Origin of the sequence: Clavibacter michiganensis subsp. tessellarius (genome assembly GCF_021922985.1) — a bacterium.
Classification (GTDB): Bacteria; Actinomycetota; Actinomycetes; order Actinomycetales; family Microbacteriaceae; genus Clavibacter; species Clavibacter tessellarius.
In genome coordinates this window covers 998062-1018600 of sequence record NZ_CP040788.1, presented here as the reverse complement: position 1 = coordinate 1018600, position 20539 = coordinate 998062, and the positions used below count along the sequence as shown (strand labels likewise).

7 protein-coding genes are annotated in these 20539 nt (G+C 77.4%); all 7 read right to left on the bottom strand.

What is annotated here, in order from left to right; genetic code table 11:
* Positions 1-34: 34 nt before the first annotated feature.
* The 7 genes from FGG90_RS04610 to FGG90_RS04580 are packed head-to-tail and all read right to left on the bottom strand — an operon-like array spanning position 35 to position 20468.
* A complete protein-coding gene (locus FGG90_RS04610; RefSeq protein ID WP_094129902.1) occupies positions 35-1324 on the bottom strand; it encodes an NAD(P)/FAD-dependent oxidoreductase in 1290 nt (429 codons plus the stop codon).
* Positions 1321-2079, bottom strand: coding sequence for a 4'-phosphopantetheinyl transferase family protein (locus FGG90_RS04605; protein ID WP_094129904.1), 759 nt, complete (start codon positions 2077-2079; stop codon positions 1321-1323). Before FGG90_RS04605 ends, FGG90_RS04610 begins: the two co-directional genes overlap by 4 nt.
* On the bottom strand, positions 2070-3881 hold the full coding sequence (locus tag FGG90_RS04600) for an acyl-CoA dehydrogenase family protein (protein WP_094129907.1): 1812 nt from the start codon (positions 3879-3881) through the stop codon (positions 2070-2072). Before FGG90_RS04600 ends, FGG90_RS04605 begins: the two co-directional genes overlap by 10 nt.
* Positions 3874-5586, bottom strand: a complete 1713-nt coding sequence (locus tag FGG90_RS04595) for an acyl-CoA dehydrogenase (protein ID WP_094129910.1) — start codon at positions 5584-5586, stop codon at positions 3874-3876. The genes FGG90_RS04600 and FGG90_RS04595 overlap by 8 nt, the downstream gene beginning before the upstream one ends.
* The gene (locus FGG90_RS04590; RefSeq protein WP_094129913.1) at positions 5583-7196 is read right to left on the bottom strand and encodes a PfaD family polyunsaturated fatty acid/polyketide biosynthesis protein; all 1614 of its coding nucleotides are present in this window, start codon (positions 7194-7196) and stop codon (positions 5583-5585) included. Before FGG90_RS04590 ends, FGG90_RS04595 begins: the two co-directional genes overlap by 4 nt.
* On the bottom strand, positions 7189-14145 hold the full coding sequence (locus tag FGG90_RS04585) for a beta-ketoacyl synthase N-terminal-like domain-containing protein (protein WP_094129916.1): 6957 nt from the start codon (positions 14143-14145) through the stop codon (positions 7189-7191). The genes FGG90_RS04590 and FGG90_RS04585 overlap by 8 nt, the downstream gene beginning before the upstream one ends.
* On the bottom strand, positions 14142-20468 hold the full coding sequence (locus FGG90_RS04580) for a type I polyketide synthase (protein ID WP_094129919.1): 6327 nt from the start codon (positions 20466-20468) through the stop codon (positions 14142-14144). Before FGG90_RS04580 ends, FGG90_RS04585 begins: the two co-directional genes overlap by 4 nt.
* Positions 20469-20539 lie beyond the last annotated feature (71 nt).

Sequence of the window (20539 nt, the reverse complement as noted above, 5' to 3'; positions counted from 1 at the left end):
GGATCAGCCGCTGCGCCCCTCCGCCGTGCCGCCGCTACCCGGCCGCGGTGCTCGGCTCCCGCACGGGGACGAGCGCCCGGACGGCGCGCACGCCCGACGCGTATCCGGCCTCGTGGGAGCCGATGACGTCCCAGCCGAGGTCGGAGGAGTGGAAGTAGGAGCCCGCGAGGGCCACGCGCGGGCTGACCGTGAGCCGGTGGATCTCCCGCTGCAGCGCCCGGAGCTCGAAGTCGATGATCGGGTGGCGGACACGGTCGTCGGCGAGGACGAGGGCGGGGTCGATCTCGCCGACGTGGTCGAGGGTCACGATGTAGTCGGTCGTCGACTCGAACCCCTGCAGCTTGTTCAGGTACCACGCGACGTAGGGCACGCGGCCGTCGGGGCCCTCCGCGTCGCCGTAGTTCCAGCTCGCCCACCGCGACCGGTCGGCGGGGAGGACGCGGACGTCGGTGTGGAGCACGACGCGGCTCTCCGAGTAGCGGATGCCGGCCAGCGCCCGGCGCTGTCCGTCGGTGGGCGAGGCGAGCAGGTCGCGCGCCGTGTCGCCGTGCGTCGCGACGACGGCGGCGTCGAACCGCTCGACGCGGCCGTCCGCCGTCGTGACGGTGACGCCGTCCTCGTCCTCGGCGACGCTCGCGACGGGGGTGGAGAGGCGGACGTCCGCGCCGGCGGCGGCGAGGGCCGCGTCGACGTAGCGCCGGGAGCCGCCGGCGACCGTCTCCCATCCGACGCCCCGGCCGCCCAGCGAGCTGTTGCCGTGCGCGACGAAGTACGCGATCACGGTCGCGGCGGGCATGTCCCAGATCAGGTCGTACGGCACCGACCAGACCGCGGTGCTCAGCCGGACGATGTAGCCCTCCTGGAACGCGCGCGAGTACCCGTTCGCGTCGAGGTACTCGCGGAGGGGCACGTCGGCCCGGCCGCGGATGAAGTCCCGCGGGCCCTCGACGCCGAAGCGCGCGGACTCCCGCCAGATCTCCGCGAGCTCGGGATCGGCCGGCTCGGTGTCGGACTCGAGCTCCCGGGATCCGTAGACGCGGCCGGTCGAGTCGTCGAAGAACGTGAACTCGCCGACGTGGGGGATGGTCGCCACGCCGAGCTCGTCGAGGAACGCGGAGAAGCGGGGGTAGTTCGGCCGGTTGAGGACGACGAACCCCGTGTCGAGCCCGATGCCGGGGGCGACGTCGTGGGAGTCCGCGTGGCCGCCGGCCCGGTCCGCGGCCTCGAAGACGACGACGTCGGCGCGGTCGCGCGCGTCGTGGGCGGCGGCGATGCCGGAGACGCCGGCGCCGATGATCGCGAGCCGGGGGAGGTGCGTGGTCATGTGGGTCTTCCTTCTGCGGGGGTCGGGGCGGGGGTCGGTGCGCACCGCGAGTCGTGGCGCGCGCCGGGGGAGGGGGAGTCGATGGCGACGTGGACGGCGACGTGGACGTCGACGGCGTCGGCGGGCGGGTCGAACGCGTGGGCCAGCACCGACCCGTCGGGCAGGCGCCGCGCGTCGACGCGGGCGGAGCGCCCCGCCTCGTCGTCGTGGACGAGGGTCCGGATCCCGTCGGCCTCCCAGCGGAGCACGTCGAGGCCGTGCGCGAAGCCGGTCCCGCGCCACTTGAGCGCGGCCTCGACGGTCGCCCACATGCGGGTGAGGGTCGCCGGGGCGGTCGCGTCCCCGCCGTCCGCGAGGGCGTCGGCCCAGCCCGGCGGCAGGTAGCGCTGGAGGACGGCGCGGGTGAAGGCCCGGGGATCCAGCGGCGACTGCACGTCGACGCCGCAGCGGTCGTCCGCGGCGAGGGCGACCGCGACCCAGGTATCCGTGTGGGAGATGCTGATGGAGAGGCCGCACGACGGCGGGAGGAACGGCCGGCCGCGGGGATCCGCGCGGATCGCCTGCGGCTCCGGGATGCCGCGCTCCCGCAGCATGTCGGCCGCGAGCGCGCGGGTCGCGGCGAAGCCCGTGCGCGCGCGTGCGGAGCGCATGCGGTCGTGGCGCGCCCGGTCAGCGGCGGAGGCCAGCGGTCGGGCGGCGAGCGCGGCCGCGGTCGCGGCGTCGGCGATCCGGAGCGCGTTCCGCGCTAGCGCCACGGCGGCGCCTCCCGCTCCGGGGCCAGCCGCACCGGCAGGTGCGAGAACAGGCGCCCCTCCGCGTGGAGGCGCTCGGCCACGCGCATGACCCGCTCGACGATCCCGTCGTCGACGTCGTCGGCGGTGCCGACCTGGAGGGCCAGGCCGAGCGCGAACACGGCGAGGGTGTCCTCCTCGTCCCCGAGGGCGCGCGGGTTCCCGGCCCAGGCCGCGGCGGCGCATCCGGCCATGACGACGACGCAGCCGAGCTCGGCCGTGCGGAGCGGATGCACGGACGACAGGTACGCCGCGCCCTCCGCCCGCGCCCGGGCGGCGTGGCGCAGACGGGCCGCGCGGCCGAGCTCCCAGAGCGCGTCGAGGTCGGCCGTGACGCGCCGGGCCAGGTCGCCGGCGGGTCCGGGCTCCGCCGCGTCGGCGGCCAGCCGCCGGGCGGCGCCGGCCAGGGCGACGGTCACGACGTCCGCCCCCTGGGGCGCGACCGTCTGGCGCTCGGGGCGGAAGCCCGGGAGCTCCGCGTCGAGGTCGGCGACCCGGGCGAGCGCGTCCCCGGGATCGGCGACGTCGGCCATCCGGACGTCGGCGGGGAGGACGCGGTCGAGGGCCGCGGCGACGACCTTGAGGTTCACGACCCCGTTGCCGTCCGCGAAGTGCGCCACCCGGCCGTCGCGCACGGCCTTCGCGTGCGGCCACGCCCGCGGGGCGTCGCGGTCGAAGTGCCGCGCGCCGAGGACGTCGGTGAGGACGTCCTGCAGCGCCGCGAGCTGGCGCGGGATGCGGTACTTCACGGCGCTGCTCAGGATCGACGCGTGCCCCGGGAACGCCTGGATGCCGCGGATCGCCGTCGTGTTCGCGCTCTCGGCGAAGAGGAGCTGCGCGAAGCACTCCGCGAGCTGCCGCCGGCTGTAGGGGCTCTCGGCGACGGTCCTGCCGAAGATCCGGCGCCAGCTGGCGAAGTCGAGGGCGAGCCGGAGCGAGGTGTCGGCGCCGCCCAGGGGCAGCGCGGTGACGAGCGCGCGGGCGACCTGCCCGGAGCGGAGGACGGTCTCGAGCCCGTGGCCCTCCTGCCCGATCAGACCGGATGCGGGGACGTGCGCGTCGCGCAGGGAGACGTCGCCGAGCGCGAAGCCGCGGAGCCCGGTCAGGCGCCAGGTCCGCCCCGAGCGCACCGTCTCCGGATCCGCGCCCGCCGTCGTCCGGTCGACGAGCAGGAGGGAGAGGCTCCCCGGGCCCGGCCGCGCCCCGGTGCGCGCGACGCAGGTGAGGAAGCGCGCGAGGGGCGCGTTGCCGATGCCCTCCTTGCGTCCGGAGACGCGCCAGTCCGCGCCGTCCCGCACGGCGACCGTCTCGTTGCCCAGCACGTCGCTCCCGTGGGCCTCTTCGGACAGCGCGAAGGCGACGCGGTCGCCGGCGAGGATGCGCGCGCCGAGCTCCCGGCGCTGCGCATCGGTGCCGTCGACCCAGACGGGGAGGTAGCCCACCGACGTGGCCATGGCCGTGACGGCGAGCGTCTGGTCGCGCCGGGACAGCAGCCGGGTGAGGAGGAACGTCTCGTCGACGTCGACCGCGAGGCCGCCGGCGCTCGCCGGGATGGTCCACTCGAGGAAGCCCATCCGACGGAGCGCCCCGTACTCGTCGCTCGCCTCGCGCTCGTCCTCGTCACGTCGCCGGCTGGCGGCGTAGCCGAAGGGGCCGGAGCCCCAGGCGTCGCCCATCGCCGCCTCGAAGGAGGCGCCGAGCGCGAGGCGGCGGGGGCGGCCGCGGGAGCCGCGAGGAGCGTGCAGGCCCGTGCCCGGCTCAGTCATCGTCCCGCCGTCCCCGCAGGTCGCCGCGGAGGGCGTCGAGGAGCCCGCGTCCCCGGTCGACCTCGTCGTCGACGCGGCCGCCGTCGTGCCCGTGCCCCGCGCCGTCGAGCAGCGCCGAGGTGAGGACGGGGACGTGGTCCACGCCGAGCCGTGCGGCGAGGGGGCCGACGAGGCCGCCGTGCCGGGCGCAGATCGCGCTCGCGGCGCTCGAGAGGAACGACCGGCGCCGCATCTCGGCGACGAGGTGCGCGGAGCGGGACTCCCGGGAGGAGGCCGCGCTCGAGCGGATGCGGGCGTCCGACCGGTCGAGCGCGTCGAGGAGGCGCTCGACGTCGGATCCGAAGCCGCCGTCGGGCGAGGCGCGGAGCGCGTCCGCGTCCAGCCGGAGGCCCGCGACCGCCCGGTCGCGGCGCGGGGGCGCGACGGCGAGGCGGGCCGGGTCGAGCCCGTCCGGCGCGCGACCGGGCGGCGGGTGCGCCTCCCCGGACCGGTCGTCGTCCTCCTCGGCGGCGATCCGGGGGAGCGACCCCGCGACGGCGCGCAGGGTCGACATCGGGCTCCCGTCGATGACGCGGATCATCCGCGCGTTCCGGGCGACCTGCTCGTGCATGCCCCACGGCCCGGCGCCGTCGACCCCCCGCGTCGACAGGGCGTCGCCGACGAGGTCGTGCACCTGCTGCACGCAGCGGGACACGACGTGCTTGGCGCACGCGGAGCGGAGCACGGCGGACGCGGGATCGGTGAGGAGCTCGCGCAGGGCGCCCTCGGCGACGGCCTCCGCGGCGAGCGCCCAGGCGGCGATGCGGCCCGCGTCGGCCAGGAAGACGTGGTCGTCCCGGAGCGCGCGACCCCCGCGGCGCTCCTCGGCGATGCGGCCGAGGAGCATCAGGTCGGCGTCCATCCCCGCGAGCGACGCGGGGAGGCTGAGGACCCGCACGACGGACTGGGACCGGAGGATCGCCTCCATCGCGGATCCCTCCGCGCCGAGGAGCGCCGTCGACGGGATCGCGACCCCGGAGAGGCCCACGTCCGCGAACGCGGTGCCGGGGAAGCCCGCCGTCCCGTGCGGCGCGTCCACCGAGAGGCCCGGGGCGTCGGCGGGGACGTCGTAGGCGGAGAACGCCGTGGGTCCGCGTCCGCCGCTCCGGGCGACGACGACGAAGCGCTCCGCCGTGGGCGCCCGGCCGACCCACCACTTGCGGCCGTCGAGGACCACCCGGGAGCCGTCGGTGCGCGCCGTCGTGTCCATCCGGAGCAGGTCGGAGCCGTGCTCGCGCTCCGAGAGGGCGTAGCCGACGTCCGCGCCGCGGGTGACCGCGTCGACCGCGGATGCCCGCTGGGCCCCGCTGCCGAGGAGCCCGGTGACGAGCACGGGGGTGAGCGACATGAGGAGGTTCGTCATGACGTCGCCGTCCCGGGCGACCAGCGTGCGGGCGGTGCGACCGGCGCGCACCGGGTCGTCGAGGGTGCCGCCCCAGGCCCGCGGCGTGTAGAGGAGGTGGAGGTCCTCGGCCCGCGCGCGCTCCAGGAGCGCCGTCGGGCGCTCGCCGCGGCGCGCCCGCCCGACCGCCTGCGCGAAGCCGGCGGGGTTGTCGGGCGCGAAGGGATCGCCGAGCCAGCGCAGGTCGTGGTCGGCGGCGTCCGCGGGGGCTCCGGTGGGGACCGGGGCGACGGCCGGGACGTCGGCGACGGTCACGGCGGTCATGCCCGGGACCCGCCCGTCGTCGCGGCCGCGTGGGCCGCGGCGTGCGCGTCGAGGAGGCGCTGCGGATCCACCGGTCCCGAGCGGATGCCGCCCGCGGTGAGGATGCTCTTGCGCATCATGACCGCCGCGCCGCCGAGGAGCACGTCCGTCACGAGCGCGACCCGCCGCTCCTCCGGCCGCGCGAGGGCCGTGCCCGCCACCCAGTCGTTGAACGCCCCGAGGGCGGGGCCCGCCCAGATCTGGTAGTCGGCGGCGCGCTCGGCGTCCCCCACGGCGGCCCAGCGGGACGCCATGCCCAGGTACCACCGGAAGACGAGGGCCATGCGGCGCTTCGGGTGGTCCCGGGCGCGGAGCAGCTGATCCGGGTCGCGGCGCGTGAAGTACTCCACGCAGCTCTCCCAGACGGCCTCGACCGGCGCCCGGAGGACCGTGCGCTCGAGCCACGCGCGGTCGTCCTCGCCGAGGTCGTCGAGGGAGTCGTGCGCGCGGTAGAGGGCGGAGAGGCGGGCCGCCCGCATGGGGAACATGGTGCCCTTGCGCAGCACCTGCAGCTCGACCCCGAGCTCGAACATGTCGGCGGCCGGCGCCATCGCGAAGTCCGCGATCCCGGCGGCGACGAGCATCGACCGCGCCGCGTCGCTCGTGCCCGACTCGACGCAGGACTGGTTCACGGATCCGGTCACCACGTACTCGGCGCCCATCGCGAACGCCGCGGCGATGGCGTGCGGCGTCCCCAGCCCTCCCGCGGCGCCCACCCGGGGCGTGGTGCCGAGGCCCGGGGCGAGCCGGTCGCGGAGGACGAGGATGCTCGAGAGCAGCGGCAGCAGGGGGCGCCGGTCGGTGTGCCCGCCGGAGTCCGCCTCCACCGTGATGTCGTCGGCCATCGGGAGGGACGGCGCCAGGGCCGCCTCCTCCTCGGTGATCGCGCCGCGGTCGCGCAGGCGGCGCACGAGGGCCTCCGGCGCGGGCGCGAGGAACAGGCGCGCGGTCTCCGGCCGCGACACCTTGGCGATCACGCGGTTGCGCCCGCGAACGCGCCCCTGACCGTCGCGATGCGCGCCGGTGAGGCGGTACCGCACGAGGGGCTCGGTGAGCTCGAGGTACGCGGACGCCTCGACCAGGCGGACGTCGCGGTGCAGCAGGACGTCGACCACGCCCTCCTCGAGCGCGGCCTCGCTCGGGCTGTGGATGACGTTGACCGCGAAGGGGCGGCCGGGCGCGGCCTCGCGGATCCGCCGCACGGCCTCGTCGATGCGCTCCGGGAGCTGCCCGGCCGCGCCGTAGGAGGCGAGGTGCCCGGCCCGGGCGAGGGCCGACACGAGCTCGACGGACGCGATGCCGCCCGCCATGGCCCCGGCCATCGCCGCGGCGCGGACGCCGTGGTCTTCGCGGAACGCCGCCGATCCGAGGCCTCCCGGGTCGACGGGCCCCGCCGCGGCGAGCAGCCGGTGCCGCGGCGTCGCGCTGAGGGCGCCGTCGGTCGCGACCGCGACCCCCTCGGGCGTCTCCACGACGAACACCGGTCGTGCCACGTCGTGGATCGCCCGCTCCAGGGCGTCGGCCGACGTCGCGGGCCTCCCCGGTCCGCTCCAGCCCCATGGGTCAGTCATCGTGCTCCTCCTGGTCGATGTCGTCGTCGGTGTCGTGCGGGTCGTGCAGGTCGTGCTGGTCGTCGTCCGCGCCGCTCGCGATGCGGATCGCGAGCCCGGTGACCGCGTAGATGCGCAGGTCGCCCTTCCAGAGCGAGCCGTCGGCGACCACGGTGACCGACCCGGGGGTCCTGTCCACGCGCGTGACGCCGACCTCGACGGAGCACTCCGCGTCCGTCGTCCCCACCTGGCCGCGGTAGCTCCAGGTGGTGGTGACGCCGGTGGCGAGGCGGAGGCGCGGATCCGGGATGCCGTCCGCGAGGCCGGCCTCGAGCACCAGGACCTGCAGCGCCTGCAGCATCGACTCGATCCCGAGCGACCCCGGCTGCACCGGATCCCGGTGGAAGTGGCGCGTGAAGTACCAGTCCTCCGGCGTCACGTCCCGCCGGCCCCAGACGCGCCCGAGCCCGGCCGGGCCGGCATCCAGGTGGATCCGGACCTCGTCGAGGAGGTCGAGCCGTCCGCCGGGCAGCGCGAGCCGATCCGGGCGGCCGCGGTGGCGGGCGGCGAGCGCGGCGCCGTCGAGGACCGCGTCCGGCTCGCCCGCGCCCGCGCGCAGGGACTCGGGGACCGTCCGCCGGCCGGCGTCGAGCCCGACCTGGGTCGCGAGCGCGTCGTCCGAGAAGTACCCGAACACCGACTCGCCGCGGTAGAAGGGCCCGTCCGGTCCCGACAGCTCGTAGCGGAACCGCTGCAGGACGTTGCCCTGCACGGCGGAGCTGGAGACGAGCTCCGTGCGCTGCCGGATGGTGGACCCCGGCGCCGGGACGGGGGCGACGAGCTCCGCGGATCCGTCGAGGTTCCGGATCGCGAACTCGACGTCCGGCTGGTCGAGCGTCGCGCCCTGGTAGTAGCCGAGGAGGATCGCCGCCTGCAGCGACGACTCGAGCAGGACCGCGTGCGGCATGGCGCCCGCCGGGTTCTCCCGGAAGTACCAGCTGTCGGCGTGGGCGTCGTACTCGCTCACCATGACCATCCCCGGCGCGAGCGCGCCGCGGGCGCCCGTCACCGACTCGATGCGGTCGACGAACTGGAAGTCGCGGTTCGGGATGTGCGGCGCCCGGCGGTCGCCGTAGACGTCGAACTCGGGGCCCATCGCGGTGCCGAGGTCCCCGCGCGCGGCGTGGGCCAGCTGCAGCTCGTTGACCACCGTCGGCACGCCGCGGCTGCTGGTGCGGCCGAGGAAGGGCGAGACGCCGCCGTCGCCGGGGCGGAAGGGGGCGCCGTCCTTCTCGCGGATCTGCATGCCGAAGTCGCGCATCCGCACCACGGCCTGGTCGTCGCGGTAGACGACGACGTCCGCGACCACGGTGGGCCGGGGGAGCAGGGTCAGCTCCGTGACGTCGAGCTCGTAGCGGAGGGCGGCGTCGCCGGGGACGATCTGGCCGCGCACCGACACCTCGGTCGTGATGCCCCGGATCGTCTGGAAGCGCGCGTCCGGCAGCACCAGGTGGAAGCCCCGGTGCAGCAGCAGGACCTGGAGGGCCTGCACGGCCCCCTCGGCGACCAGCGATCCGGCCAGCACGGGGTCGTCCGTGAAGTGGCACCGGAAGTACCAGGCGTCGGGATCGAGGGCGAACGAGGCGGTGACGTGCCCGAGGCGGCGGGTGCCGCCCTCCGGGTCGACGACCACGCCGTCGATCATCCGCAGCTGCGCGGTGGGGAGCCGGAGGGCGCGGTTGGCGCCCGCGGGCTGCGCGTGCTCCGGGCCGAAGACCGCGCCGACGTCCCCGTCCGCGAGGAGCGCGAGGTCCGCCGCGTCGAGCACGTGGTGGTCGGTGCGCGCGACCGGCTTCAGCCAGGGGCGCTCGGGGCCGGTCTCCGGGACCCGCGGCTCGCCGGCGTCGGACAGGATCCCGAGCGGCGCGGCGAGCTCGTCGGCCGAGAAGAAGCCGGCCGTCGCGCGCGTCAGCTCGAGGATCAGGACCCCGTCGGCGAAGCAGCGGTAGCTGAAGTAGAACAGCGTCGTCGGGCCGTTGCGGATGAAGCGCTCGATCGTGATCTCGTACCGCAGCGTCTGCCCGGCCCGCGGCAGGTCGCCGTGGAAGACCAGCGTGCTGTCGAGCAGCCGGTAGACGCGCCGGCCCTGGTTCTCCGCGTCGATGCCCAGCCAGGCGACCAGGACCAGGTCGCCCTGCCCGGCCTCGATGGCGACGGCCGGCGGCACCCCGCCGTCCACGAGGTACCACGCGTCGAGCGGCACGTCGTACTCGGTCGTGATGGTGGAGCGGCCGAAGCGACCGCGCTCGCCGTCCACCGCGAGGACGCGGGAGACGAAGTGGTACGGCGGGGCCGGCAGCCGGACGCGGACGGCGAGGTCGTCGATGTCGGCGTACGCGGGCCCGAACACGGGGGCGATGCGGCCCGTCGCGAACTCCACTAGGTCGTCCGCGTCCCAGAGGACGGCGTCACCCGGGGGCGCGGGGCGGTCGGCGGCGGGCGGTGGGGTCGATGCGGGCGGTGGTGTCGCGGCGTCGGCGTCGGCGTCGGATCCGCGGTCCGCCGCAGCGCCCCGCATCTCGGCGGCGGCGGCCGTGAGGAGCGCGTGCTGCAGCTCGAGGGAGTCCCGGTGCGCCTCGAGCACCTGCCAGCGCAGCGCGTCGCGGCCCTCCGCCACGAGGGCGCTCGCGCCCTCCGGCGATCCGTCCGGCGGGACGTCGTCCCCGAGGGGACCGGCGTCGTCCGCCGCGCCGGGATCGGCGGGTGCGCCCGCATCCCCGGGGGCCCCGTCATCGGCGGGGAGGGGACGCCCGCGGTCGTCCCACCACGGGCTCAGGGCGACCGCGGCCGCCTCCCACGTGATGGCCGCGGCCGCGGCGGCGGCGGACGCCGAGCCGGGGGCGGGGGCGGGGGCGGACGAGCCGGCGTCGGCGTCGGCGGGCGCGGACGCGGCGGGGCGGGCGTCCGCGCGGGTTCCCCGCACCGCGCCCGCGTCCGCCGTGCCGAACGCCGCCGCCACGTCCTGGCGGATGGATGCGGTGCGTCCCACGAGCGGGCCCTCCGGCGGGGTGGTGCGGGGATCGACGGCCAGGTCGGCGATGTCGACGTCGATGCCGGAGGTGACGAGCTCCGCGAGGAAGGCCGGCCAGGTGCTCCCGAAGGGCGCGCCGCGATGGTCGGGCGCGAGCGCGCGCAGCCCGGGGATCCGCGTGTCCGTGATCCAGCGCGCGCACGTCCCCCCGGGGCCGGCCTCCAGGACGAGGTCCACGCGCTCGGCGACGGCCCGCGCCAGCGCCGGGAGGTCGACGGGCTCGATGACGGAGCGCGCGATGCGGGTGGCGAGTTCGTCGGATCCGGCGTCGGGGGAGATGGCCGCGCCGCCGACGGCGTCGAGGAGCGCGGCGTCGGATCCGGGACCCGTGGGGAAGCGGTGCAGCTCCACGAGCTCGTCGGCCCACCCCTCGGCCAGCGGCGAGTGCAGCGGCGAGACGACGGGCGACGGCGCCGTGCGGAAGCCGGTCTCGCGGACGAACGCCTCCACGTCGGCGGACAGCCCGGCGACCACGACCTCGGCGGGCGTGTTGACGTGCGTGACGAACAGCCGGTCGCGCCCGGCGACCCGCGCCGCCACCTCGTCGGACGGCGCGAGCACCACGACCGCGCGCCACACCTCGGCGACGGGCGTCCCGTCGTCCGTCGCGAAGGCGCGGCGGACGGTGCGGAGGTCGCCCGCGAGCTCGTCCCGGAAGACGGGAGAGGCCGTGATCCGCGCGAGGCTCCGATGCTCCCGGTCCCACCGGCGGGTGGCGAAGAGCATCGACGACGCCCCGAGGGAGTAGCCGATGGTCGCCGCGGGCGGGCGCCCCGTCACCCGCTCGAGCAGGTCGGCGTAGACGATGGCGAAGGTCGTGCCCACGCCGAGCATGAACGGCACGTCGGCCTGCAGCTCCGCCTCCCGGCGCATGAGGTCGGCGGGGCCGGGGGCCTCGGAGCGCCGCGGGTACAGGCGCGCCAGGGTGACGTCCTCCCGCGATGCGCGGACGAGCCCGTCGAGGGCGTCCATGGCTGTCGGCACCGTGCGCAGCAGGTCGGCGCCGAACCGGGGGTACGCGGTGAACGCGCCCGGGAAGGCGTAGCCGATCCGCGGGACGCGCGCCGGATCGACGGTCGCGTACCTGCTGCCCCCGGGCGCCGCCCAGCGGGCGCCGGGCGGGAGCGTCGCGAGCGCGTCCCGCGCCCGGGCCGCCTCGCGCGGCAGCGCGGCCCGGTCGCGGAACACCAGCACCAGGCGCTCGGATCCGGCGCCCGTCGCCGGGAGGTCCTCGGGCGCGACGCCGTCCGCGAGCAGCCGCAGCCGCTCGACGAGCGCATCGCGCGTCCCCGCGTCGAGGCGGAGCAGGCGCGCGCCGCCGCCCGCCCGCCACGCCGCGCGGCCGTCGACGCGCCGGGCGTCGTCGGGCTCGCGGACGCGGAGGGCGCCGGTCGCGCCGCCGTGGCCCTCGACGGACACCAGGCCGATCCGCGGGCGGTCCCGTCGCGCGAGCCAGGGGGTCCCCGGCACGACCTCGCCGGCGCGGGCCACGTCGAGCCCCCGGCGGCGGTCCTCCGGCAGGTCGACGTCGGCGGGGGTGCCCGGCAGGACGCGGCCACGCAGCGCGAGGACCATCCGCACGACCATGAGGCCGGCCGCGGCGTTGGCCGCGTCGCCCCACGTCTCGCGGGTGCTCGCGACGGCGGTGCCGTCGGGGTCGTGGTCGGCGCCGCGGGGGAGGGCGGCGTCGAGGAGGGCCGCCCGGCCCGCGGCGGTGGCGGCGTGCACGTCGACGACCTGCGGCGCCGCATCCTGCCGCTCCGCCGGGTCGACGGGGTCGAGGAGGGCGGAGGCGCCCGGCGCGTCCTCGGGGCGGCGCAGCACGAGGGCGGTCGCGGCCTCGAGGGGGCGGTCGGACGCGCCGGGGAGGAGCGCGCGCTCGGCCGTCACCGAGAGGTCGACGCCGGCGACGACGACCTGGTCGATCGTCGGGTCCGAGAGGAGCAGCTGCGCCGCCTCGATCGCGCGGAGCACGCCGAGCGGCCCGGCCGAGACGGTGAAGGAGGGCCCGGTGAGGTTCCACGTCGCGCTGATCCGCGCCGCCGTGATGCTCCCGATCCAGCTGAGGACCTCGTTGGCGCTGAGCCGCGCGTGGAGGGCGTCGCGGAGGAGGGAGGCGGTGGCGGCCGTCCGGGACCCGGCGATCGACGGGTCGAGGACGCGGCCGAGCATCGTGTCCGCGTGCAGGTGCGCGAGCCGCTCGTGGGCCCGGGCCTCGAGGTCCAGGGCGACGACGACGGCGGTCCGCGTGCCGGGAGCGGGCGGTCCGCCGGCGTCCGCGAACGCGTCGCGCACCGCGCGGGCGACCGCGAGGGGGGCCGGGTTCATGTGCCGGACGTCCGTCGGCGGGATCCGGTCGGCCATGGGCTCGAGCGCGATCGGGCCGAGCGGGGCGCCGTCGCGCGGGGCCCGGGTCGAGCGGGCGGTGGTGTCTGCGTCGAGGAGCGGGGCGCGGTCGCCCGTCCCCTCGACGCGCAGGAGGTCGTCGATCCGCGCTCCCGCGCCGACGTACGCGCCGACGCCCGTCACCGCGAGCGTCGTCCGCGCCGCCGGCCGCGGGGCGGGGCCGGGCGTGGGGGCGGACTCCCCGTCGGGCGCGTGCGACAGCACCACGTGGGCGTTGGCGCCGCCGAAGCCGAACGCGGACACGGCCGCGCGCCGCGGACGCCCGGCGACGTCGGGCCACGCCGTCGGCCGCTCCACCACCCGGTCGTGCAGGAGCGGGGCGCTCGCGTCGCCCCCCACGGTCGCCGGGATGGTGCCGGAGCGGAGGGCGAGCACGACCTTGATGAGGCTCGTGATGCCCGCCACGGTCAGGAGGTGCCCGATGTTGCCCTTCACGGATCCGAGGAGCGGCATGCGCTCGCCGAAGAAGGACGCGAGGGACGCGAGCTCGGTGCGGTCGCCGACCGGGGTGCCGGTCGCGTGGCACTCGACGTAGTCGACGTCGGCGGGGAGGACCCCCGCGTCCGCGTAGGCGAGCTCGTAGCAGGAGCGCTGCCCGTCCCGGCCCGGGACGAGCGGGTGCTGCCCGGCGCCGTCGTTCGTGATCGCCGAGCCGTCGATCACGGCGAGGACCTCGTCGCCGTCGCGGATCGCGTCCTCCAGGCGCCGGAGGACGACGACCGCGGCGCCCTCGCCGGTGAGGATCCCCGTGCTGCCCGCGCGGAAGGGCGCGGAGAGCCCGCTCCCGTACGCGCCGAGGTCCGAGAAGGAGACGTGGAGCAGCGGCAGGTCGGGCGCGCACACCGCGCCGGCGACGACGGTGTCCGCCGTGCCCTCGGCGAGGGCGTCGCAGCCGAGGCGCACGGCGTAGAGGCCCGACGCGCAGGCGGCGTCGAGGACGAGCCGTCGGCCGCCGAGGCCCGCGGCGTCCGCGACCGCGTCGGCCACGGATCCGGCGACGTCGACGTGCCCGGGCAGGGCCGCGTCGGGGGCCGAGCGCGGCGTCGTGGCGATGCCGGCGTCGTCGAGGCCGGCCCGCACCTCGTCCTCGATGAGGGACAGCGACACGCGCGCCGAGCGGTCCGTGGGGAACGTGTAGCAGCCGAGCAGGAGGCTCGTCCGCGAGCGGTCGGCCCCGGGACCGCCGACCCGGGAGAGGGCGCGGCGCACCACGTAGGACGCCCAGGCGCGCGCGTCGTCCGCGTCGGCGTCGAGCCCGCTGCCGGCGCGGGCGCGTTCCCGGGAGGCCGCGTCGAGGAAGCCGCCGCGGCGGGAGGCGAAGGTCGCGCCCGCCGAGGAGCCCGCGGCGGGGAGGCGGGGGTCGTCGGCCCCGCGCGCGTCGGTCGCGTCGGCGAGCAGCCGCTCGAAGGCGGGCACGCCGTCCGCGCCGGGGAGCAGGCACTCCATGGACACGACCGCGATGCGCTGCGTCATGACGCACCCGCCGTCACGAGCGCGTCGGCGGCGCTCGGGGCGGTGACGGCCGCCGGGCGGCGGGTCACCTCGACGTCGTCCAGCGTGGCGACCACGTGCTCCCGACCCGCGCGGACCGCGGTCACGACGAGGTCCATGCGCGTGCGGTCGGCCAGGGCCCGGATGCCGGTCGCCCGGATCCGCAGCGCGTCGCCGGCCGCCGTGCCCCCGGTCCACCGGAGCGATCCGACGGCGGAGGGCAGGGCGACCATGCCGCCCGCCTCGTGGGCGGACACGAGGGCCGCCTGCATGGCCACGTCGAGCGCGACCACGTCCATCGCGCCGGCCTCGGTGGCGAGCGGGCGCGCGACGGCGGGGTTCACCGCGTGCACGGTGACCGCGTCCTCGTCCCGCTGGACGCCGGTGACGGCCTGTAGCGCGTCGGCGTGGAAGAGCAGGCCCGAGGCGTAGGGGTCGAGGGGGCGCACGGGGGAGGTGGATGACGGCGGCGCTGCGGGCGTCCCGCCAGGGAGGGCGGGGGAGGCGGAGGCGAGGGTCGCCGCGAACCGCGGGCGGTCGCGTCCGCCGGGACCGTCGCCCGCGCTGGCGAGCACCGCGTGGATCCGGGCGTCGCCCGGGCCGTCGGCCGTCGCGTCCTCCAGCAGCACGACGAAGGGGCCGGCGTCCGCGTCCCCGACGCCCGCGGAGACGCGGACGTCCCGGAGCTCGGCAGGGAGGCGCCCGGTGTGGCGTCCGCCGGCGGCGGCGAGGAGGCACGCGGCCGCGGCGAGGGGCAGGATCCTCGTGCCGTCGAGCGCGTGCGCCCGCACCAGCTCGGAGCCGAACAGCCCGTCGAGGAGCAGCGCGGACCGGGTGCGGCGGGCGAGGACCGGATCCCCGGAGAGCGGCTCCGCGGGGCCGATGAGCACCTGCCGCTGGTCGACGTGCGGCGCGGTGGTCTGCTCGACGAGCATCCGCGCGCCGGTGCCGGGGGCGACGAGCGCGTAGCCGCGGGCGCGGAACAGGGCCCGCACCGCGTCGGAGACCATGCCGCCGTCCCACGCGCCCCAGTCGATCGAGACGACGTGCGCGGCGGGCAGGTGCGCGGCGAGCCCCTCGGCCCACCGGTCGAGGACCGTGTTCGCCATGGCGTAGTCGCCCTGGCCCCGGTTGCCGAAGAGCCCGGCGACGGACGAGAAGAGCACGACGTGACGGAGGCGGGTCGAGCCGCCGAGGCCCGCGAGGACGTTCTCGAGGCTCCGCAGCTTGGTGGCGATCACGCGGCGGGCGTCCTCCGGCGCCTTGTCCGCGATCAGCTTGTCGGCGATGGCCCCCGCGCCGTGCACGACGGCCGTGATGCGCGCGGCGAACGGCGCCAGCGCCTGGCGGGTCGCGTCCGCGTCGGTCAGGTCGACGCGGACGTAGTGCGCGCGGACGCCGGCCCGCTCCAGGGCGGCGAGCTGCTCCGCGACGCGACGTCCCGCGAGGACGGACTCCGCGAGGGCTCCCACGGCGCGGGGCGTCGGGCGCTTCCCGGCGTCGCGCAGGAGCGTCGCCGCGGCGTCGCGCAGCTCGGCGGGCGAGGCGAGGCCCGTCGCCCACGCCGGTTCCGCGGACGGGGTGCGGCCGGCGAGCACGTAGGCGGGGCGGGGGTTCGCGGCGGCGAGCTCCCGCACGCAGAGCGCGGTGATCCCCTGCGCGCCGCCCGTGACGAGCACGGCGTCGTCGACGTCGAGGTCGTCCCAGCGGGCTCGCGCGGAGGGGACGGCGGCGTCGGCGTCCTGGGCGGCGGCGGCGGCGGCGGTGTCGTCGGGCTCGACGCGGACCGCGGAGCGCTCGCCCGCGCTCCACCGGACGGTGTCGAGGCCGTCGGCCGCGTCGTCGAGCTCGTCGACGAGCGCGGTCGCCGCGGCGTCCGGGTCGAGGCCGCCCCCGTCCTCGAGCATCACCGCGCGGGACCGGATGCCCGGGTGCTCGATGCGCGCCGTCCGCACGAGGCCCGCGAGGCCGGCGGCGGCGATCCCGTCGGCGGAGTCCGGGTCCCGGCCGTCGAGGAGGCCGACGGCCAGGAGGCGGGGCGCCGCCTCGTCGTCGGCGGGGCGCGGGCCGTGCGCGCGGACGAACGCCTGGACCGCGATCAGCGCGGCCACGAGCGCGCCGGTGGCGTCCCCGCCGGGGCCCGCCACGAGGACCATGTCCCCGGCGAGGTCGCCGAGGTCGTCGGGCGTCGTCACGCGGACCTCGTGGCCCACGCCCTCGAGCGCCCGTCGCAGGGGCGCGGTGAGCGGAGCGTCGGCCAGGTCGACGAGCGCCACCCGCCGCCGCGGACGGCTCGCGGGGAGGTCAGGCCCCGGGATCCGCCGCCATCGCACGACCGATCTGCGGATCCCTGGCGCCGCCTCCTCGTCGTCGGCCGCCGCGGCGGCGCGACGCTCGCGGCTGGTGCCGGAGCCCGGGGTGCGGAGCGCGTCCACGATGTCGCCCAGCGTGCGCAGCTCGGCGACCTCCTCCGGCGAGAACGGGGCGCGGCCGGGGAAGCGCTCGCCGATCGCGCCGAGGATCTCCACGCGCTTGATCGAGTCGATGCCGAGGTCGGCCTCGATGCCCATGTCGAGCTCGAGGATGTCGGCCGAGTAGCCGGTCTTCTCGGCGACGACCTCGCGGACGAGCGCCTCCATGTCCACGTCCACCGCGGGGGCCGCGGGAGCGTCCGCGGCCGCGGTGTCGGCGACCACGTCGGGCGACGCGTCGGGGGCGGCCGGGGTCGCGTCCTCCTGGACGGCGGGCGGGGCCGTCGCCGATGCGGCGGCGTGCGCTCCCGGGTTCGCGGCCGCCGCGTGCACGACGGCCTCCGTCGCGGTCGGGGCGCCCATGCGGGTCATCTCGGACCCCGCGCGCACGTGGTCGTCCCGGAGCGCGATCGACCGGGGCGCCGGGCGCTCGGCGAGCGCGCCCTCGTGCCGTGCCGGTCGGCTCCCGCCGCTCCCGCCGCTGCCGCCGCCGTCAGCCGGGGCTCCGATGCGGGCCCGCCCGGAGCGCGCTCCGCGGCTCGACCCGTCGGCGGGCTCGTCGGCGCCGCCGGCGGAGATCATGCGGTTCACCTGCACGTGGGCGTCGCCCACGGCGATGCACTGGGCGACGATCTCGCGGATCCCGTCCACGGGGACGTGGTCGTGGTCGCCCTCGAGCATGGACAGCAGGGCGCGGCTCACGTCCTGCTGGCCGGACAGGAAGTCGGCGTGGACGTTCAGCTGCTCCCGCGCCAGGTCGAGGTGACGACTGGGGGTGGTGTGGATGACGCTCATGTTCTCCGGCTCGCTTCGTGTGCGGTGGGTGGTGATCGGGATGGGGGCGCGGACGGGGAGGGGGACCTCGTCCGCGACGCGGCCGGCGGGCGCCGGCGTGGGGGGAGCGGCGTGCGGGGGGACGGCGACGGCGCTCGACGCGGCGACCGCGAGGGCGGCCGACGCGGCGACGTCGGGGGAGCGGGGCGCGCGGGACGTGAGCTCGTACGGCTCGGCCAGGAGGCGCTCGTACCCGTCCGCGCGGGCGGCGGACACGTGGTTGACGCCCGTGAGCATCACCGCGGGCCCCGTGCCCTCGCGCGGGACGGGCCGCTCCCGCAGGCCGGCGCTCTGCCAGCGCTCGAGGGCGCCGGCGACGGCGAGCCGGGCGATCGTCGTGGCCAGGACGTGCTGCGAGGTCGCCGGATCCCCGGCGTCGGCGGCGACGACGAGCACGTCGTCGGCGTCGCCCAGGATCTCGGTGACCAGGCGCGCGAGCACGTTTCCCGGGCCGCACTCGACGAAGACGCGGACGCCGTCCTCGTGCATCCGCCGGACGCCGCGCTCGAAGTCCACCGGGTGCGCGAGCTGCGCGGCGAGGAGCTCCGCGTTGGCGGCGACGTCGGATCCGTACGAGCCGCCCGGCGTGTTCGCGTGCACCGAACCGCGGGTGGGGGCCCCGACCCCGGCAGCCCGGACCGCCTCGCCGAACGCGTCGACCGCGCCGGCGACCGCCGGCGTGTGGAACGCCGCCGCGACCGGCAGCTCGACCACGCGCACGCCCCGCTCCTCCGCGAGGCGCACGACCCGGTCGACGGCCTCGCGCGATCCGCCGACGACGTGCTGCCGGGGGCTGTTGACGTTGCAGAGGACGAGTCCCTCGGTCGCCGCGACGAGCGCGTCCGCGGTCGCGCGATCCGCGAGGACCGCGACCATCGCCCCGGCGTCGCCGTGCCCGCTCGCGGCCGCGGCCATCGCCTCGCCGCGGAGGCGCGCGAGGCGCAGGAAGGACGCGTCGTCGAGCGATCCGGCTGCCCACAGAGCCGTCAGCTCGCCGAAGCTGTGGCCGGCGAACGCCGACGGCGCGAGCCCGAGCCCGGTGAGCAGGCGGTGGTGCGCGGCGGACAGCGCGCCGATGGCGGGCTGCGCGTCCTGCGTCTCCCGGAGCCGGGCCGTGCGGGCGGACCGGCCGGCGTCGTCGGTCGCGGGCGGGGGATAGGCGATCGCCGCCAGCCCCTCCAGGCCCGCGGTCGCGTACGCGTCCTCCAGCGCGTCCATGAGGACGGGCTCGCGGAGCACGGCGGAGAGCGCGGCGTCGACGTGCTGGCTGCCCTGCCCGGAGAACAGGAGGCCCACGCGGGCGCCGTCGAGGGCGGCCGGGCGGTAGTGGGATCCCCGCGGGTCGGACCACGCGGCGTCGGACTCGGCGCGGATGCGGCGGGCGGCGCCGGACCGCATCGCGTCGGCCGCGTCCGTGGTCGGCGCGACCAGCGCGATCCGCGGCCAGCCCGGGTCGATCGCCGTGCCCGACGCCACGGGCGCCGCGCCGTCCTCGAGGGCCGCCGCGAGCTCGGCGGGCGTGGGCGCGGCCCACAGCCGCACGACGCTGCGGTCGAGGGCGTTGCCGATCGCCCGCGAGGCCGGGTGCTCCTCGAGGACCACGTGGAAGTTCGTGCCGCCGAAGCCGAAGGCCGACAGCCCCGCGCGGCGCACGGGCTGGTCGGGGCTCCGGAACCAGGGGCGCGGCTGCGTGCTGACGTGCAGGGGGCTGCCGGCGAACGCGCTCGCGGGCGTCTCGACCTTGATGGTCGGCGGCACGATGCGGTGCTGCAGCGCGAGGGACAGCTTGATGAGCCCGGCGGCGCCCGCCGCGGCCTTGGTGTGGCCGATCTGCGACTTCACCGACCCGATCGCGATGGACCCCTCGGCGGCGCCCGCCTCGGCGAGCACCTCGCTGAGCGCGCGGAGCTCCGTCGCGTCGCCGACGGCCGTCCCCGTCCCGTGCGCCTCGACCACGGAGACCGAGGTGGGCGCGCAGTCCGCGTCCTCGTACGCCCGGCGGAGCGCCAGCTGCTGGCCGCTGGCGCGCGGGGCGTAGATGGACTTGTAGCGGCCGTCGCTGGCCGAGCCGATCCCGCGGATCACCGAGTAGATGCGGTTCCCGTCCCGCTCCGCGTCCTCGAGGCGCCGGAGGGCGAGCATGCCGATGCCCTCGCCGATGAGCGTGCCGTCCGACGACGCGTCGAAGGGCCGCACGTCGCCCGACGGGCTGAAGGCCGGCGTCTTCGAGAAGCACAGGTACATGAAGACCGTGTTCTCCGCGTCGCAGCCGCCGGTGATCATGGTGTCCGCCCGGTGGTCGACGAGCTCCGCCGCCGCCGCGCGCAGGGCGCCGAGCGAGCTCGCGCACGCCGCGTCGACGGTCATGTTCATCCCGCCGAGGTCGAAGCGGTTGGCCACCCGCCCCGCGACGACGTTGCCGAGCATGCCGGGGAAGGAGTTCTCCTCCCACGGCGCGAACCCGGCGCGGAAGCGCCGCGCGATCTCCGCGGCGTCCGCCTCGCTCAGCCCGACGGACCGCGCGGCGCGCAGGATCGCGGGCGTCTGGAGCCGCGCCGACAGGGGCTGCGTCAGCTGGTTCGCGCCGGTGACGCCGAGGACGACGCCCGTCCGCGCGGCGTCGTACCAGTCGCCGGCGTCCGTCCCCGCGTCGCGGAGCAGGTCCCGGGTCACCACGAGGCTGAGCAGCTGGAGCACGTCGGTCACGTCGAGCTGGGACGGCGGGATGCCGAAGTCGATGGGGTGGAACGGCACCGGGTCGATGAAGCCGCCGCGCCGCGCGTAGGTCTTGTCGGGGGCGGTCCGGTCGGGGGAGTAGTGGTCCTCCACGTCCCAGTGCCAGTCGGGGATGTCCCGGATCGCGTCGACCCGGTCCACGATGCCGTTCCAGAAGCCCTCGACATCCGTCGAGCCCGGGAACAGGCTGGAGAGGCCGACGACCGCCAGGGGCGTGCGGGCGAGTCGTCGGTCGAGGGTTCCTGCGTCTGCGGTGTCGTCCATGTCGATCTCCAGGGTCTGCGAGGAGGGGCCTCTCGCGCGGTCGGCGGCGAGCGGCCCTCGAGGGGTGGGGG

What these genes read in the sequence shown, in the direction of transcription:
- FGG90_RS04580 (WP_094129919.1), bottom strand. Translation starts at nt 20,468, where the DNA reads ATGGACGACACCGCAGACGCAGGAACCCTCGACCGACGACTCGCCCGC.
- FGG90_RS04610 (WP_094129902.1), bottom strand. Translation starts at nt 1,324, where the DNA reads ATGACCACGCACCTCCCCCGGCTCGCGATCATCGGCGCCGGCGTCTCC.
- FGG90_RS04600 (WP_094129907.1), bottom strand. Translation starts at nt 3,881, where the DNA reads ATGACTGAGCCGGGCACGGGCCTGCACGCTCCTCGCGGCTCCCGCGGC.
- FGG90_RS04590 (WP_094129913.1), bottom strand. Translation starts at nt 7,196, where the DNA reads ATGACTGACCCATGGGGCTGGAGCGGACCGGGGAGGCCCGCGACGTCG.
- FGG90_RS04595 (WP_094129910.1), bottom strand. Translation starts at nt 5,586, where the DNA reads ATGACCGCCGTGACCGTCGCCGACGTCCCGGCCGTCGCCCCGGTCCCC.
- FGG90_RS04585 (WP_094129916.1), bottom strand. Translation starts at nt 14,145, where the DNA reads ATGACGCAGCGCATCGCGGTCGTGTCCATGGAGTGCCTGCTCCCCGGC.